Below are 17906 nucleotides of genomic sequence, written 5' to 3' on the forward strand. Positions count from 1 at the left end.
TTTTAGTTTCATCTTCTAACATAAATAGAGGTGTTAGAAACATCGAAATATAGCTTTTGGATATCTGAAAATAAGTGATTTTTTAAAATACTACCATTCAACTATACCATTCATCGACACTTAACTTCGACGAATGAATTATTTATTTTTTAGACGAAAACAGTGGTTGTTTCATCGAAAATGGTCAATTATAGGTTGATTTTGATAGTAATTTCGTGGTATAAATGGTTGTGATTAAAAACCACAGCTACTTTTTAAACCCTAAATTATGAAACTTACCTCTAAACATTACCTAGCCCTATTATTAGTTTTTGCTTGTAGTTTTTATAACCCAGTTTTTTCAGCAACACAAACAGATCCTTGCACTGTTGGTGCAGTTGTAGGTGTTATTACTGCTAACGATGCTGATGGAGATGGAATAAATAACGACTGTGATCTAGATGATGATAATGATGGAATTTTAGATACTGAAGAATGTACTGTATTAATTGGTGAAACTCCTTTTGAAGTGGAGAATGGTGCTTCAGTAAATTTTTCTTTAACACCAGTTGGAACTGGTTTTGTTTTAGATATTACTAAAATGGACAATAGTTTTAATTTAACTATTAACGGCACTCCTTTAACAACACAAGAAATTCAGTTTCAGCAAAATGGAACAACTACAGGACAAAATATTAGATTTAAAGACGGTAGTTTATGGGGGAAAAATGGTATTCCTCAAATTTATCAGTTTCAGTATTATGGAACTGTACAACCAGAAACTCCTCTAGTTCGTTTTGTAGTAGATGAGAATTTAGACGTTAAAATGTATGCAAGTAAAGTTTCTAATGGGCCTTTATTTGAATTAGAATTATTTAATGGTAATGCTTTTAATAATTTTACTTGGAACGCAACTTCATCTAACAATTTTATTGTTTCACAAGAAGTAGCAGGACCAACCTATATTTTTGGTAGAGTATATGGAACTTTTACAGATTGTGATGTTGATAATGATGGTATAGATAATAACTTAGATTTAGATTCTGATGGAGATGGATGTTTTGATGTTGTAGAGTCTGGAGGGTTAGATGCTAATAACGATGGTATTGCAGACGGTTCTGGTTTTACAAATGATGGTTTAGTTTCTGGTTCTTCAGGAACTTATAATGGTTTAACGGGTTTTGAAACAACTGCACACAGTTTTAATGTATCGAGTTTGGCATCAGATAAAACTATTGCCTATGGTAATTCAACATCATTTACAATTGAAGCTACATCAGAAGAAGCAACAAGTTACGCTAATGGAAACCCTGTTTATGCTAATGCAGGAAATGCGAATGATAAAATTCAATACCAATGGTATTTAGGAGATCCAAATAATGGAGGAACTATATTAACTGATTCTGGTGCTTATTCTAACACAACATCAAAAACCTTAAATATTTCAAATACAGCCGGTTTATATAATAGCACATACTATGTTAAAGTAACGCATTCAGACAATGCTTGCGTAAATGAGGTTGCAAGTGCACAATTATTGGCTAATCCTTGTGATGCTTTGGCTTCAGGAAATTTAGATACAGATTTAGATGGAGTAGCAGATTTATGTGATTCAGATGATGATAATGATGGTATCAAAGATGATTTAGAAGGATGTGCAGAAACAAATACAATTTTTGAAGAAAATTTTGGATTCGGAACTACTAGAGAATCTAACTCAAATGTTGCCAATCATACTTATGATACTGATGGCGCAATTCCTGATGGTTCTTATGCAGTAGTTTCTTCTTTAAGTCCAGGTTTGGCACACTATAATAGAACAGATAGAAATGGCGATGTTGATGCAGATGGTGATTCTAATGGTAGATTTTTATCAATAAATATCAATTCACCTGCGGTTTCAGAAATTTATCGTCAAAATGATATTACTGTAAACTCAGCAAACAAGCATAGATTTAGAGTAGATTTTTCTGGCTTATGTTTTGGTTGTAATGATACACCAATTTTTACTTTATTAATTGAAGATGAAAATGGTAATGAATTGGTTTCTATAACATCAACTCAAATAGGAGTATTGAATGACGATCAATGGAAACGTGTAACCTTAGAGTTTACACCTACTACTTCTAAAGTAAATATCGTAATTAAAAATTCTCAGCCTAATGGAAATGCGGGTAATGATGTTGGTGTAGATAATATTTTATTAACTGAAATTACTTGTGATTTAGATACAGATAATGATGGTATTCCTAACAGTAAAGATTTAGATTCAGATGGAGATGGTTGTTTAGATGTTGTTGAATCTGGAGGATTAGATGCCAATAATGATGGTATTATTGACGGAACTGGTTTTGATAATGAAGGATTAGTTGAAGGCTCTACTGGAGGATATGATGGTTCTAATGGAAATGAGGTAAACGCACATCAATTAGCTGTGGTTTCAAGTCCTGTGGATAAATCAATTAAAGTTGGAGAAGCTACTTTTTTTACAGTAACAGTTTCTGCTGAGCAAGCAACAAGCTATACAAACGGATCTCCAAATTATGCAACTGCAGGTAATTCTAATAATGATGTTGTTTATCAATGGTATTTAGGAGACCCTAACAATGGAGGTACTGCAATTTCAAATTCTGGTGTGTATTCAGGTGCAACTTCTGCAACCTTAAATATAGCAGATGTTACTGGTTTAGATAATACAACTTATTTTGCTGAAATTTCTCATGCAAACAATGCATGTATATTAGAAACTGTAAATGTAACTTTAACAGAAGATACTTGTAGCGAAAGTCCTACAAGTGCAGCTTTAGGTTTTAATGTATTTACATTAAACGGTTTAGAACTAAGTACTAACGAAACTGAAGGTGCTGTTGCAACTGGAGGAGATTTAACAATATCTGGTAACTATCAAATTACAACAAATGATGCTGGTAGTTTTGAGGTGAACAATGTTCCTGTAGGTTTAGTTGTTGGTGGTAAAGTAAATTACAATTCAGGAAACGCATTACAGCTTAATCAAAATACTTATCTAAAGGTTGGAGAAAGTAATGGAGCTGTTGTTTGGTATCAAGATCAGAATAGTGCATTTGCACCTATAAGAGTTACTAGTAATTCAAACTATAACTCAAGTCCAAGAATTGCTTTACAAGCAAATGCAAATCAATTAGGGGTTTCAAGTACTAATAATCCAGTTTTTGAAAGCAACGTTATAGATTTTGCTAGTGCTTTTCAAAGTTTAAAAAATAATTCAGTTAGCATTTCTCAGAAAACAAACAATGCAGTATTAACAAACCCAAATGGACAATCAATTTCAAATACAGGTTTGCCAAATCAAGTAAAAATTAATTTACAAGATGGTGTAAACTATTTAAATATTTCAGGTACTGACTTAAACAATGTAAGTGTATTTACTTACAATAATAAGCCAAGTGCTTCTAAAGTTTTAGTAATAAATGTAGATGCTTCAGGTACATTTGATTGGAATGTTTGGAATCAAGCAGGCGTAGGTCAGCAAGATGCACCATATATAATGTATAACTTTTACAACACTACAACTTTAAATATTAAAGGAAATTCTACAATAGAAGGTACAGTTTTAGCACCAAATGCTGATGTTGTAAAAACAGTAAATCAAGCAAATATAGAAGGGCAAGTAATTGCAAACTCATTTAAACATGCAGGTGGAGAAGTACATTCAGCAAACTTTACACCTACTATTGGTGGTTGTTCTGTAAATAATGGAGTAGCTCCAACTGCTGATTTTTCTGTAAACAACGAAACTCAATGTTTAGCTGGTAATTCATTTGAATTTACGAATAATTCAAATACGGGTAACATAGTTCAACCAGGAAATCCAATTACTTATGTTTGGGATTTTGGAGATAATACTTCAAGTACTTTAATGAGTCCAACAAAAGTTTATAATACTCCAGGTACGTATACAGTAACTTTAGAGGCTACTAATTCATTTGGTACAGATGTTTTTACTAAACAAATTATTGTTAAACAAGAAGCTACTATTTCTTTAACTACAAGTACAATTACAAATTCTGATGATAGTGTAACTAAGAATTTTACAATCGATAATGCTAATGACTTTACATCATTTACTTGGTCTTTCTTAGATCAAAATAAATATGAAATTCAAAATTTAGGAACAGATGTTTCAGCAACAACTACTATTTCTAATGCAGGTTTATATTATGTAGAGGTTTCAGCTGTAGATGTAAATGGATGTTCAGTAACACAACAATTTCCTGTAACAGTTACTTCTGACGAGGTTTCTGGTGGAAATGGAGGAGGAGTAGAATCTGAATCTTTAGGTGATGCTATTTCTAAAATTTATGTAGCCCGAAAAAAGAATTCTGTGCCAACTAACTTTGTAAAGTCTAGTGCTAACTTATACAACAAAGCAAAATTAAAGCAAGCTCAACCTTACCAAGGAAAAGGACAAACTTTGTTAGATATGTTTCCAACAGAATTAATTGCTGGTAATGTTGCCAATGTAACTTCGCCAACAGATATTTTAGACTACACTATTGCAGATGAAGTTTTATCGGTAGATTTTTCTGTAGATGGTAAAACAAAGGGAGTTGTTTTAGGAATTAAAACATCAGATAAAATTTACAATCATACAAAAGCTTCTTGTGATAGATTAAGAGGAGCAGAGATTTTAAATATTCAAAAAGTGCATTTAGAAGGGTATAATTTCTTAATGCAAGCAATTAAACAAAGAAATGGAGTAGTAGAATATGCAATTTCTTTTGCAACTGCAAAGAATAATAATGATGCGAATTATACCATTCAAACAAATTGGTACGTAAACAATTACATAAAATTTAATGATGTTTATAATTTTCAAGTTTGGTCTACAAATCCAACAGATACGCAAAAATTAGTTAAAGATGTTTTACATAACTTAAACACTTTTATGCCTGTTAAACAAACAGAAATTCAGAAAGTACCTAAAACATTTGCAGCAAAAATTAGTAGAGAAAAATCAGAGTTATTAATTCTTTTAAGAAGTACTCAAAAAGGTTTAAATACAGAGATTTCTATGGAAGAGATTTATTCTGAAACTGCTAATAATGTAAAACACAGATACAACCCAGTAAATACAGAATTAGAGCAGACATTAAGAGTAGATATTGCAGATGGTTATGAGTATGATGGTTTAGTAAAAGTTGATGGTGAAATTGAAGATGCTTTTTATCATGCAGATGGTAACTGGGGTTTAGACTATGATAAAAACTATACAGAAATTGAGAATTACTTTGTTTGGAACAATTTCAATAGAGAATACAAAGATGATGAGCATGCCATTAATAGAAGCGTAGAAATTAAAGCAAAAAGTGAGTACGATTATTTAACCATCTACAAGTCTTTATTACCAGGAACACTAAGTGCAGATTACTCAGAATACAATTATGTTGCATTCACTGCCAAAGGTTCTGGATTAATGGAACTTGGGTTAATTAAGGCATCTATAGAAGACTGGAAAGCTCAATATAGAGTTATGGTAGATTTATCTGAAGATGAACAAACTTACTATGTTCCTTTCGAAATATTTGCTTCTAGTGCAACAGAAAACACAATTACTGCAGATGACTTAACTACATTGACTTTTACATTCTTACCTGTAGAAGCACAAACTAAAGAATTAGATTTAGTAATTTCTGATGTAAGATTTACTAAGGTTGCTGTAGAAAGTGAAACTGTAAATAAAATAGAGAAGTTCGAAAATGAGTTTATGGCATATCCAAATCCGTCTAAAGGAAATGTAAATGTGATGTTATTTAGTGAGCATGATACTGAAGCAACAGTAACATTAACGGATATTAATGGTAAAACAATCTATAGAGGAACTGCGAATTTAACTGCAGGTAAAAACGAACTAGACTATAATTTTAATGTAAAACCTGGTGTTTTATTCTTAAAGGTTACAAGTCAAGAGTCAGATTATGGTACTTCAAAAATACTGTTTAGATAATTATTAATACAAATTGCTAGTTTCCAATTTTTAGGGGTATTAATTGAACTAGCGATCTCAAGAGCTGACTACGTCAGCTCTTTTTTTATTTGTAATAATTTGGATAATGCTAATTATTAAATAATGAATTTGTTATTTTTGAGTATCCATTTTATAAATTTTGAACTTAGAATACCCAATTACATATATTTCAGGAATAAGTGTGCAAAGAGCTACACTCTTATATTCAGAATTAGGTATTAAAACATGTAATGACCTCTTAAATTTCTTTCCTTTTAGATATATAGATAAAACTAAGTTTCATGCTATAAAAGAACTGCAACCAAACTCCTCAGAAGTACAAGTTGTGGGTAAAATTATCAATGTTAAGTCTGTAGCACAAAAAAGAGGAAGTAGGTTAGTAGCTACCTTTCAAGATGCGACTGGATCTATGGAGTTGGTTTGGTTTAAAGGTCAAAAATGGATTAAAGATTCTTTAAAAACTGATGTGCCCTATGTCGTTTATGGTAAACTGAATCATTATAATGGTACTTTTAGTATTCCACACCCAGAAATGGAGTTGGTTTCTGAATACAAGAAAAAGTTGCAAACTAAAATGCAGCCCATTTATCATTCTACAGAAAAACTCACCAATTCTGGTGTTTCAAATAAAATGATTCGTTCTTACATTCAAAAGTTGTTACAGCAATTTTACGATGGTATTCAAGAAAGTTTATCAAATGAAATTATTAATGATTTTAAGTTGATGAAAAAGCGAGATGCTTTATTGAATGTACACTTTCCTAAAAGTCAAGAAAATTTAGCCAAGGCACAAAATCGCTTAAAGTTTGAAGAACTCTTTTTTATTCAATTACAATTGGTTCGAAAAAAACTAATCAACAAAGCAAAGATTAAGGGATTTGTTTTTGAAAATGTAGGTGCTATTTTTAATCAATTTTATTCAGAAAAATTACCTTTTAATTTAACCAATGCTCAGAAAAGGGTATTGAAAGAAATTCGAAAAGATGTAGCTTCTGGTGCACATATGAATCGATTGTTACAAGGAGATGTTGGTTCAGGAAAAACAATTGTAGCTTTATTAACTACACTTTTAGCCATAGATAATGGATATCAAGCAACAATTATGGCTCCAACAGAAATATTAGCAAATCAGCATTTTATTGCAGTTTCAGAATTGGTAGAAGGCATGATTATTAAAGTTGATATTCTTACAGGGTCTGTTAGAACTAAAAAACGTAGAGAAATTCATGAAGGGTTAGAAGATGGTACATTACATATTTTAATTGGCACACATGCATTACTAGAAGATAAAGTAAAATTTAAAAATTTAGGAATTGCAATTATAGATGAACAGCATAGATTCGGTGTAAAACAAAGAGCTAAACTTTGGGCTAAAAACTCCTTGCCTCCTCATATTTTGGTAATGACAGCAACACCAATCCCTAGAACTTTAGCCATGTCTGTTTATGGAGATTTAGACATTTCTGTTATTGATGAATTACCTCCAGGAAGAAAAGAAATAAAAACTGTTCATAGATTTGATAGCAATCGTTTGTCTGTATTCAAATTTATGAAAGATGAAATAGCAAAAGGTAGACAAGTATATATTGTATACCCTTTAATTCAAGAATCTGAGGCTATGGATTATAAGGATTTAATGGATGGTTATGAAAGTGTTGCAAGAGAGTTTCCATCACCTAAATATCAAATAAGTATTGTTCATGGTAAAATGAAACCTGCAGATAAAGATTATGAAATGCAGCGTTTTGTAAAAGGAGAAACGCAGATTATGGTGGCTACAACTGTAATTGAAGTTGGTGTAAATGTACCCAATGCAAGTGTAATGATTATTGAAAGTTCAGAACGATTTGGATTGTCTCAACTACATCAATTAAGAGGAAGAGTGGGTAGAGGTGCAGACCAAAGTTATTGTATTTTACTTTCTAGTTATAAATTGTCTGAAGAAGGTAAAACACGTTTAAAAACAATGGTAGATACTACAGATGGATTTAAAATTGCTGAGGTAGATTTAAAACTACGTGGACCAGGAAATTTAATGGGTACTCAACAAAGTGGAGTGTTAAATTTAAAAATTGCTGATGTAGCTAAAGATTCCAAAATTTTGGTTGCAGCTAGAAATACAGCCATAGATGTATTACAAGAAGATCCAAACTTAGAAAAACCACACAATTTACCAGTAAAAAATACGTTTGCTAAAATTAGTAAAACCTCTAAAATATGGAGTAATATCAGTTAAATGAATGATGTTGAGTAAAATTTATAAGAACATAATAATTTTAATAATAATAATTGGATGCGTTGTTTTTTCAATCTTTTCTTTCCAAGGAAAAGAAGATAATTCTAATGCAACTGTAAAAAAAGAAGTTGTACATAAAACAGACAATAAGCTTGAAATACCTGTAGAATATTATCCTGAAGAAACTACAAAAGAAGTAAATCAAAAATTAGATTCATTACTTAAAAGAATTAATAAAAGACACGATTTTCACGGATCTGTCTTAGTGGCTAAGAATAAAAAAATAGTGTATCAAAACCAGGTAGGTTATGCAGATTTTAGAAAGAAAGTTCCATTAAAAGAAGAGTCTGTGTTTCAATTGGCCTCTGTAAGTAAACAGTTTACAGCTGCAGCCATCATGCAATTAAAAGAGAAAGGTAAAATTAAGTTAACAGATACTGTAAACTTTTATTTTCCTGAGTTTCCTTACAAGAATATCACCATTAAGAATTTATTGAATCATACCTCTGGTTTGCCAAAGTATTTTTGGGTAGCAGAGCACGAATGGAAAGAAAACAAAGCACCAACCAATACAGATTTAATGAATGTATTGCCATTATCTAAAGCACAACGTTTCTTTAAACCAGGTCGTAATTTCGATTACTCAAATACAGGATATGTAGTTTTAGCATCTATTGTAGAAAAGGTAAGTGGCTTACCTTATAATCAATATTTGAAAAAGTACATTTTTGAACCTTTAGACATGAAAAATTCATTTGTGTATAGTTACCAAAATGATACTGTGAGGAAAAATCAGTTAAAAGGTTATCGTTTATACAGAGGCTGGAAACACTTAACAATAGGTAATACAATTAATGATGCTATTGTAGGTGATAAAAATGTTTACTCAACTGCAGAAGATTTGTTTAAATGGACCTATGCATTGAATTCAGGTAATCTATTGTCTAAAGAATCACTTGCACAAATGTATACTAAAGGCGAAACTATTTTTGGACGTAAAGTGCCTTATGGTTTTGGTTTTAGAATGGATAGGAGAGACGATAAAAACATTTATCATTATGGTAAATGGAATGGCTTTAGTACTGCTTTAACCAATTATTTAGAAGAAGATTTGGTGGTTATAGTGTTAGAGCATACAAGTTATAACTCTTTAAAATATCTGAATAAGAAGATTAAACAAATTATATCAGAAAATTTAAAGGTTTAATCTCTTTTTATAGACCAAAAAAAATCCTTAACAATTAAGTTAAGGATTTTTTATATTTCATCATTTAAAGAAACTAAGCTAACATTGTAACAGGGTTTTCAATAAATGTTTTTAACGTTTGTAAAAATTGTGCACCAACAGCACCATCAACAGTTCTATGATCGCAAGTTAACGTCAATTTCATAGTATTACCAACTACAATTTGTCCGTTTTTCACAACTGGCTTCTCAACTATTGTACCTACAGATAAAATTGCTGAGTTTGGTTGGTTAATTATTGATGTAAAGTTATCAATACCAAACATACCTAAGTTAGAAACAGTAAATGTACTTCCTTGCATTTCTGCTGGAGCAATTTTTTTGTTTCTAGCTTTACCAGCTAAATCACGAACACCTGCACCAATTTGAGTTAAACTTAATTGATCTGTGTGCTTAATAACAGGTACTAATAAACCATCGTCTACAGCTACTGCAACACCTACATGAATATGAGAGTGATAAATAGTATTGTTGTCAGACCATGAAGTATTTACTTGTGGATGTTTCTTTAAAGCCATTGCACAAGCTTTAACAACCATATCATTAAAAGATACTTTAGTATCTGGAATAGCGTTGATTGTTTTTCTTGATGCCATTGCATTTTCCATATCAACTTCAATATTTAAACTGAAGTCTGGTGCAGAAAATTTAGAGTTACCTAAAGATTTTGCAATTGCTTTACGCATTTGAGAGTTTTTAACCTCTTCAGATCTTTCTTCACCAGCAATTGAAACAACTGGAACTGTAGCATTACTTGCTGCTGGAGCAGCAGTTTCTGTATTTGCAGCTGGAGTGTAGTTTTCTACATCCTTTTTAATAATTCTTCCATTTTCTCCAGAACCAGAAACTTTAGATAAATCTATTCCTTTATCAGAAGCAATTTTTTTCGCTAAAGGAGAAGCTAATATTCTACCACCATTTGAATTTGTAGTAGTATTTGCTTCAGGTTGCGTATTTTCAGTTTTTGATTCGGTTTTAGTAGATTCTTCCTTCTTAGGAGCCTCTTCTGATTTAGTTTCTGAAGAAGAAGAAGTTGTTGCTCCGCCATTTTTAACGATAGCAGAAACATCTGTTCCTTCAGGACCAATAATGGTTAATAAACTATCTACAGGAGCTGTTTCACCTTCTTGAACACCTATATGTAAGATTGTTCCTTCATAGAAACACTCAAACTCCATTGTTGCTTTGTCTGTTTCTATTTCAGCTAAAATATCACCTTCTTCAACTTTATCACCAACTTTCTTTAACCAAGTTGCAACTGTACCATCAGTCATGGTATCACTTAAACGTGGCATAGAAATTACATTAACTCCTTCTGGTATATTAGCACCTTCAGATTTTTCTTCAGCTTTAGCCTCAGATTCTTTAGGTTCTTCATTATTTGCTTCATTAGCAGATGAATCAGATTCTTCTGAACTCGCTTCACCACTTAAAAGGCCAGAAATATCTTCACCTTCTTCACCAATAATTGCTAATAATTTATCCACTGGAGATGTTTCCCCTTCTTGAATACCTATATGTAATAAAGTTCCTTCGTGAAAAGATTCAAACTCCATTGTAGCTTTATCAGTTTCAATTTCAGCTAGAATATCACCTTCTTCAACTTTATCCCCAACTTTTACCAACCACTGTGCAACAACACCTTCTTCCATGGTGTCACTTAAACGCGGCATATTTATAACTGTAGCCATATCTTAACTTATAAAAGGATAATCTTCTTGTTCATAAACCATATCATACAATTGTTGAGTTTCAGGATATGGAGATTCGTCCGCGAACTTCTCACATTCTTTAACCATAGCTTTTACTTCTTTATCGATTGCAGATATTTCATCTTCTGTTGCATACCCTTTTTCAAAAATTACATCTTTTACTTGAGTAATAGGATCTATTTTTTTGTACTCTTCCACTTCATCTTTTGTTCTGTAGTGTTGAGCATCAGACATTGAGTGACCTCTATATCTATACGTTTTCATTTCTAAGAATGTTGGTCCATCACCTCTTCTTGCTCTTTGTAATGCTTCATCAATAGCTTCAGCTACTTTTATAGGATTCATGGCATCTACAGGTCCACAAGGCATTTCGTAACCTAAACCTAATTTCCAAATATCTGTGTGGTTTGCTGTTCTTTCTACAGAAGTACCCATTGCATACCCATTGTTTTCACAAATAAAGATTACTGGTAATTTCCATAACATAGCCAAGTTAAATGCTTCATGCAAAGAACCTTGTCTTGCTGCACCATCACCAAAACAAGTTAAGGTAACACCATCACTACCTTTGTACTTATCAGCAAAAGCAATACCTGCTCCTAAAGGTATTTGACCACCAACAATTCCATGTCCTCCATAAAAACCAAATTCTTTAGAGAAAATATGCATTGAACCACCCATACCTTTAGAGGTACCTGTAGCTTTACCATATAATTCTGCCATTACTTTTTTAGGATCTTCACCCATACCAATTGGTTGTACGTGATTTCTGTATGCAGTAATCATTTTATCTTTAGATAAATCCATTGCATGTAAAGCACCTGCTAAGATTGCTTCTTGACCATTATATAAATGTAAAAAGCCTCTTACTTTTTGCTGAATATAAACTGAAGCTAATTTATCTTCAAATTTACGCCAGAAAAGCATGTTTTTGTACCAATCTAAATACGTTTCTTTGGTGATTTTTTTCATTCTTTAAATCGTTGATTAAGTTATAATACAATACGTCATTGTATAACAGTTAATACAAAAATAACGCATTTATAAAGAATAAAAAAACTTGATTATTTAATTTTAGCGAAATCGATTTAGCTAGATTGCCATTATTTATCCTTAGCTATAAGAAGTGTAGCTTTAGCACCTGTTGCTAAGTTCCATTCATTAGATGAAATTAAGGCGCCAGAATCACTAAAAACTTTAAAGGCAGCAGTATTAGGGCCAGAAGTACCTTGATTTAATGCTTCGATTACTATTTTGTTGATACCAACATCTAAAGGAATGTTGAATTTTTGATAGCTTTCTCTTAAGGTTATATTGTAAACTACAGGAATATCATTAATATAAATCGTTACTCGATCTCCATCTGGATATTGATAATCTCTACAAATAATGTTTACACTTTTAGAATCTGTTCTAAAACTACCTAAATCTTGATCTATTTTTGGTATAATGTATTGGCCATTTATTTTTTTGAACGATTTTAAAAAACGTTGTTCATTTAATTTTGCCTGTGTTAATATACCTTTATTGTCTAAATTCTTTTGTTTATTCTGTTTTCTTAATTTCTCTTTTTCTGCATTATAGGCTTTTTCAAAACCAGTAGTACCATTTAATTCTATTGAATTTGGTTTTTTTACAACTTTAGCATTATTTAATACTACAGCTTTCGTTTTACCTTTTTCTTTGGTGCCTTTATTGGTATCTAATTGACTATAAGTATTTAAACTTATAAATAGCAATAGACAGCTTATTGTGATGTGAAATTTGATTTTCATATAAATGTTCTTACAAGTCATTAAAAGCAAATATAATGCCGAGATTAAACGTAAGCTGTTTTAGAATTGTTAAAATTTCTATTCAATATTAAAATTAAAATATTGATTTCTAAAGGGTTCATTACTTAAGGTAAAATGCCACCATTCATTTTTATAGGGAATAAATTTTTGAGCCATCATCACTCTACGTAGAAGCATTCTGTTCTCTTTCTGTTCTTTAGATATATCATTGTAGAAAGGATGAGATTGTACTCCAAAAAAATCATAAGGACTACCCATATCTAATTCTTTTCCTGTTTTACGATCTATAATTGTTAAATCTACTGTACTTCCTCTTGTATGTCCAGATTTTGAAGCTATATAGCCTCTCTGAAATAATTCTGATTTTAGCACATTAGGATAGTATTCTTTCTTCATTAAAGTATCATTCAAAACCTTAGCCCATCTCACAAAATGATCTACTGCTCTTTGTGGTCTATACGCATCAAAAATTTTGAGGCTTAAACCTTTTTTACTCAATTCTGATTGCACTCTTTCTAAAGCAAGAGCTGTTTGTTTGGTAAGAATTACACAATTGTTTTTATAACCATCTATAGGTGTGCCAATAAAGTTATTTTTTGAGTTATAGCGCAATTCCATTTGAATAGTGGGTGCTATATCTGAAAGATAAACAAATCCTTTTGCCATTTTTTGACTAAAAAGGCTGCTAGTAAATAGTATAAAGAGAAAACAATATTTATTAATCATACAACAAATGTAATAGTTTCCTATGAATACAATGAGCTATATCTTGCTAAGAAATATTGATAAGTACCATAAGCTAAAAATCCAACCGCCATTAAACCCATTAAAATATTTCCCCATTGATATGTTTGTAAATAATTAAACATGCCCTCTAAACCTTTAATAGCTCCAGCATTTTTTTCATAAGCAGCAACTATAACAAAGAATCCAAATATTAAGAATGATATTCCTCTTGCAATGTGACCATATTTACCCGATTTTTTTAAAATTGTTTTAGATTCTACACTTCCTGAATTCTCAATATCTTTTAAAAACTTTAAAGTATATCCTTTATAAGATTGATATACACCAACAAAGAATAATATAACTCCAATAATGTATAATAAAATTAAACCTGCTTGATTATCAATCAGCATTTGTGCTGCATCAGTTTTACCACTGTTTGAAGAGCTCAGAGATTTGGTAAAAATTGATATTGATAACAAAGCATAAATACCTCCACTAATGAAATAACCAATTCTTTTTACAATTCCTTTTTTATCTGAACCTTCGTTTTTACCATCTAAAAAAGCCGAATAAAATCTCCATAGAGCATACAAGAGGAAACCTGAGGCAATTATTAATACTAAGGTTTGCCCAAAAGTTTGTTGTTCTAAAAAGTTGATGACTTTATTTTTGCCTGATACTTGACCACCATAGTTTATGGCAGCTAAAAAAGTTAATATCCCAACTAAAGAATAGATGATTCCTTTAGTTAAAATTCCGATTTTTCTAATAGTCTCCATAGTTCTTTTTTTACAAAATTATATGTAATTCAAAGTCATTTTTAATACAATCAAATTAATTATGAATGCATTTCGTAAAAATATCTACATTTGAAACTATGGAAGAACTATCTCTAACAACACCAGCTTTATTGTTTTCTGCAATTTCATTAATTATGCTGGCTTACACCAATCGATTTTTAGCCTATGCTGCAGTAATTCGAAATTTGCACGATAAATATTTAAAAGAAAAAGACGATTCTTTATTGAGACAAATTCAGAATTTAAAACTAAGGTTGAACTTAACAAGATGGATGCAAATATTTGGTATTACAAGTCTTTTATTTTGTGTATTAACCATGTTCTTAATTTACATTAATCTATTTACAATTGCAGCTTATGCATTTGGATTAGGTTTGGTTTTATTATTGCTTTCGCTTGTATTTTTAATTAGAGAAATTCAAATATCTACGCAGGCTTTGCAACATCATATAGCTGATATTGAAGAGTATTTAAAAAAGAAGTAATTATTTTCTGTTCAAATAATCATCATAAGCATTTTGAGTAATTCCTTTGCCTAATGAGTCTAAATGTTGATAAGTGCCAGAAGCAGAGACACTTTCATTTTTAATATAATCAAAAAGGTAGTTTCCTTTTTTAGATACTACACCAAAACCTTTGTTGTAAGAATAATAGGCATATTGATTATCAGAAGTATTAAATAAATTTTTACCAAAAACAAATTTACTGTTATCTCCACCTAGCAAATCTAATAGGGTGTAAGAAAAATCAACTTGACTTGATATTGCATCAACTTCTTTTATGTTTTTGTTTACAGCTCCACCCAACCACAACATTGGAATTTGAAATTTAATTGGCGCAAAAAATTCACCTTCATGCTTTGGAGAACTATGACCATGATCTGACATAATTACAATTATCGTGTTTTGATACCAATCTTGTTTTTTTGCAAATTCAACAAAATCTCCTATAACTTTATCAGTGTAAAAATGAGCGCTTCTATACAAATTGTCTGTACCTTTTTTCCCAAATTTATATTCACCTTTTATTTCATAAGGTTCGTGGCTAGAAAGTGTTAACGCTATTTTAAAAAATGGTTCTTTTGGCTGATTTGCTAAATCATCAGTAAATTTTTTCATAAATACATCATCATAAGCACCCCATTTAGAATTCCAATCTTTACTATCAAAATAACTACCATCAACAAAATTGGTAATTCCTGCATTTAGCAAATATGTATTCATATTGCCAAAATTTAAATCTCCACCATAATAGAAAGAGGTTTCATACCCCAATTTATTCATTTCAAAAGGCAACATTGGTAAGCTTCTAGTTTTGCTAGGCAACTTCATTATTTTTCTAACAGGTTGAGGATAGTAACCACTTAAAATAGCTGGGATACCTTTATCTGTTCTATCTCCATTTGAATAGAAATTAGTAAATAAAATTCCTTCTTTAGAAAGTCTATTTAAATTTGGAGTAACACCTTTTTCTCCCCCTAAACTACCAACTACTTTTGCAGATAAACTCTCCCAAATGATAAGAATTACATTCGGTTTTTTAGTGATTAGAATACTATCGTAATTAGAGTTAAGTAGTTTGTTTTTAGTTTTTTGAATAATATTATTTGCAACCTTTGGCTCAAAAATTTGATACGGATTATCTAAATCTGCTTTATGACTAATTGTATTGGTAAAATTCCACATATAATTTAAAGCAGCATGATTGGCAAACATGTTTTTCGAAAAATAAACATTACTTTGATTGATGGGAATTGTTTGTAGACCACCTCTTATAGGCAAAATTAAAAATGCAACTAAAAATAAAGAAATTAAAACCTCAGAAAAATGATCTTTAGTTATGAAGTTTAAGAAATTTTGATGAAGTTTTTTGTAAAATTTTATAAATAAAATAGAGGTGATAAACCAAAATAAGCCACCAAAAACTAATTGACTTGTAGATGCAGAAGAAACCATTAATTCTGGTGTGTTCAAATAATCTAACAAGGTTGCATCTAAACGAATTCCCCAAGCTTTATACAAACCAGCATCAATAAATAATAAAAGTGTGCAGCCAACAATTACAAAATAGGTATATACTTTTATAATTTTTAAAATAGGTTTGTTCGATATAAAAATTGATAAAACAATCAACAGAAATGGCAACAGAGAAATGTATGCCGAAAAAGAAGCATCTAGTCTTAAACCATATACAATTGTTTTAGATATTGTTGAAAAGGATAATTCTTGCGTTTTATCAAAATAATACAATAAGAAAATCAGCCTAGCAAAAACAAAATAAGCAATCCAGAATAAGAAGTATTTAAAATTAAAAGCAGCTCTATTTACTAGTGTTTTCATAGTATTAATCTGTTACTTTTAATCTTGCTTTTGCAGTAACGTTGATGTCTGCATGGATGTTATTTATAAACTTTAAATACCCAGTTACACCAATCATTGCTGCATTATCTGTAGTATATTCAAATTTCGGAATATAGGTAGACCATCCAAAATGTTTTTCTGCTAGCATTAAACGTTTTCTAATTTCTGAATTAGCAGATACTCCACCAGCTATTGCAATTTGTTTTATGCCTGTTTGTTTAACAGCATTCTTTAATTTATCCATAAAAATCTCTACAATAGTATACTGAATGGATGCACAAATATCATTTAAGTTTTCTTCAACAAAATTTGGGTTTACTCGCTGTTGTTTTTGAATAAAATATAAAATTCCAGTTTTTAAACCACTAAAACTAAAGTCTAAATCACCAACTTTTGGTTTGGTAAAAGAATACGCTTTCGGGTTTCCTAATTGTGCATATTTATCAATTAAAGGCCCTCCAGGATAAGGTAAACCTAAAAGTTTCGCTGATTTATCAAAAGCTTCACCAACAGCATCGTCTATGGTTTCTCCTAAAATCTCCATATCGAAATAATTAGAAACCTTTACAATTTGAGTATGCCCTCCACTAATAGTTAAACATATAAAAGGAAAACTAGGTTGCTTAGTGCCTTCTTCATCAATAAAATGTGCCAAGATATGAGCTTGCATATGGTTTACATCTAATAAGGGAATGTTTAGACCCAAAGCCATAGACTTAGCAAAAGATGTTCCTACCAATAAAGAACCCATTAAACCTGGACCTTTGGTAAAAGCTATTGCAGCTAAATCATTTTTAGTAATGCTAGCTTGGGCTAAAGCCTGTTGTACAACAGGTACAATGTTTTGTTGATGCGCTCTAGAAGCCAATTCAGGCACAACTCCACCATATTTAGAATGCACATCTTGGTTGGCAACAACATTGCTTAAAACTTTAGCATTGCACATTACAGCTGCACTTGTGTCATCACAAGAAGATTCAATTGCAAGAATATAGGTAGGTTTATCCATTTTAAATTAATGTTAAGCAATTGCAAAATTAAG

Annotated in this window: 11 protein-coding genes; 4 read left to right on the forward strand and 7 right to left on the reverse strand. The window is 31.0% G+C overall.

Annotation, left to right across the window (positions count from 1 at the left end; translation table 11 throughout):
- The first annotated feature begins 268 nt into the window (after positions 1 to 268).
- From V7R38_RS08485 to V7R38_RS08495, 3 genes are all read left to right on the forward strand, one after another.
- A complete protein-coding gene (locus V7R38_RS08485; protein ID WP_334057553.1) occupies positions 269 to 5965 on the forward strand; it encodes a choice-of-anchor A family protein in 5697 nt (1898 codons plus the stop codon).
- A gap of 160 nt (positions 5966 to 6125) precedes the next feature.
- On the forward strand, positions 6126 to 8222 hold the full coding sequence (recG, locus tag V7R38_RS08490) for an ATP-dependent DNA helicase RecG (protein WP_334057555.1): 2097 nt from the start codon (positions 6126 to 6128) through the stop codon (positions 8220 to 8222).
- Between the two features lie 4 nt (positions 8223 to 8226).
- The gene (locus V7R38_RS08495; protein ID WP_334057556.1) at positions 8227 to 9429 is read left to right on the forward strand and encodes a serine hydrolase domain-containing protein; all 1203 of its coding nucleotides are present in this window, start codon (positions 8227 to 8229) and stop codon (positions 9427 to 9429) included.
- A gap of 73 nt (positions 9430 to 9502) precedes the next feature.
- On the opposite strand, the gene V7R38_RS08500 is transcribed toward V7R38_RS08495, so the two are convergent.
- The 5 genes from V7R38_RS08500 to V7R38_RS08520 form a co-directional block, all read right to left on the reverse strand.
- The gene (locus V7R38_RS08500) at positions 9503 to 11158 is read right to left on the reverse strand and encodes a pyruvate dehydrogenase complex dihydrolipoamide acetyltransferase (RefSeq protein WP_334057557.1); all 1656 of its coding nucleotides are present in this window, start codon (positions 11156 to 11158) and stop codon (positions 9503 to 9505) included.
- A gap of 3 nt (positions 11159 to 11161) precedes the next feature.
- Positions 11162 to 12151, reverse strand: coding sequence for a pyruvate dehydrogenase (acetyl-transferring) E1 component subunit alpha (gene pdhA, locus V7R38_RS08505; RefSeq protein WP_015480441.1), 990 nt, complete (start codon positions 12149 to 12151; stop codon positions 11162 to 11164).
- A gap of 131 nt (positions 12152 to 12282) precedes the next feature.
- The gene (locus tag V7R38_RS08510) at positions 12283 to 12954 is read right to left on the reverse strand and encodes a hypothetical protein (protein ID WP_334057560.1); all 672 of its coding nucleotides are present in this window, start codon (positions 12952 to 12954) and stop codon (positions 12283 to 12285) included.
- A 78-nt stretch (positions 12955 to 13032) separates the two neighbouring features.
- On the reverse strand, positions 13033 to 13641 hold the full coding sequence (locus tag V7R38_RS08515) for a M15 family metallopeptidase (protein WP_334057562.1): 609 nt from the start codon (positions 13639 to 13641) through the stop codon (positions 13033 to 13035).
- A gap of 80 nt (positions 13642 to 13721) precedes the next feature.
- A complete protein-coding gene (locus V7R38_RS08520) occupies positions 13722 to 14483 on the reverse strand; it encodes a DUF1206 domain-containing protein (protein ID WP_334057564.1) in 762 nt (253 codons plus the stop codon).
- A gap of 98 nt (positions 14484 to 14581) precedes the next feature.
- Here V7R38_RS08520 and V7R38_RS08525 point away from each other — a divergent pair, with 98 nt between their 5' ends.
- A complete protein-coding gene (locus V7R38_RS08525) occupies positions 14582 to 14989 on the forward strand; it encodes a DUF2721 domain-containing protein (RefSeq protein ID WP_334058647.1) in 408 nt (135 codons plus the stop codon).
- Here the strand turns inward: V7R38_RS08525 and V7R38_RS08530 are convergent, their stop codons facing one another.
- Positions 14990 to 16843: an LTA synthase family protein gene (locus tag V7R38_RS08530; RefSeq protein ID WP_334057566.1), complete on the reverse strand. Its 1854-nt coding sequence runs from the start codon at positions 16841 to 16843 to the stop codon at positions 14990 to 14992. It abuts the gene before it with no gap.
- A 4-nt stretch (positions 16844 to 16847) separates the two neighbouring features.
- Positions 16848 to 17873, reverse strand: coding sequence for a tRNA (adenosine(37)-N6)-threonylcarbamoyltransferase complex transferase subunit TsaD (gene tsaD / locus V7R38_RS08535; protein ID WP_334057567.1), 1026 nt, complete (start codon positions 17871 to 17873; stop codon positions 16848 to 16850).
- Positions 17874 to 17906: the final 33 nt, after the last annotated feature.

Origin of the sequence: Polaribacter sp. P097, assembly GCF_036864555.1 — a bacterium.
Taxonomy (GTDB): Bacteria; Bacteroidota; Bacteroidia; order Flavobacteriales; family Flavobacteriaceae; genus Polaribacter.

Bases quoted from the DNA above. Each gene is read 5' to 3' on its own strand.
- V7R38_RS08510 (WP_334057560.1), bottom strand. From the start codon at position 12,954: ATGAAAATCAAATTTCACATCACAATAAGCTGTCTATTGCTATTTATA.
- V7R38_RS08485 (WP_334057553.1), top strand. From the start codon at position 269: ATGAAACTTACCTCTAAACATTACCTAGCCCTATTATTAGTTTTTGCT.
- V7R38_RS08515 (WP_334057562.1), bottom strand. From the start codon at position 13,641: ATGGCAAAAGGATTTGTTTATCTTTCAGATATAGCACCCACTATTCAA.
- V7R38_RS08530 (WP_334057566.1), bottom strand. From the start codon at position 16,843: ATGAAAACACTAGTAAATAGAGCTGCTTTTAATTTTAAATACTTCTTA.
- V7R38_RS08520 (WP_334057564.1), bottom strand. From the start codon at position 14,483: ATGGAGACTATTAGAAAAATCGGAATTTTAACTAAAGGAATCATCTAT.
- pdhA (WP_015480441.1), bottom strand. From the start codon at position 12,151: ATGAAAAAAATCACCAAAGAAACGTATTTAGATTGGTACAAAAACATG.
- V7R38_RS08525 (WP_334058647.1), top strand. From the start codon at position 14,582: ATGGAAGAACTATCTCTAACAACACCAGCTTTATTGTTTTCTGCAATT.
- V7R38_RS08500 (WP_334057557.1), bottom strand. From the start codon at position 11,158: ATGGCTACAGTTATAAATATGCCGCGTTTAAGTGACACCATGGAAGAA.
- V7R38_RS08495 (WP_334057556.1), top strand. From the start codon at position 8,227: ATGATGTTGAGTAAAATTTATAAGAACATAATAATTTTAATAATAATA.
- tsaD (WP_334057567.1), bottom strand. From the start codon at position 17,873: ATGGATAAACCTACCTATATTCTTGCAATTGAATCTTCTTGTGATGAC.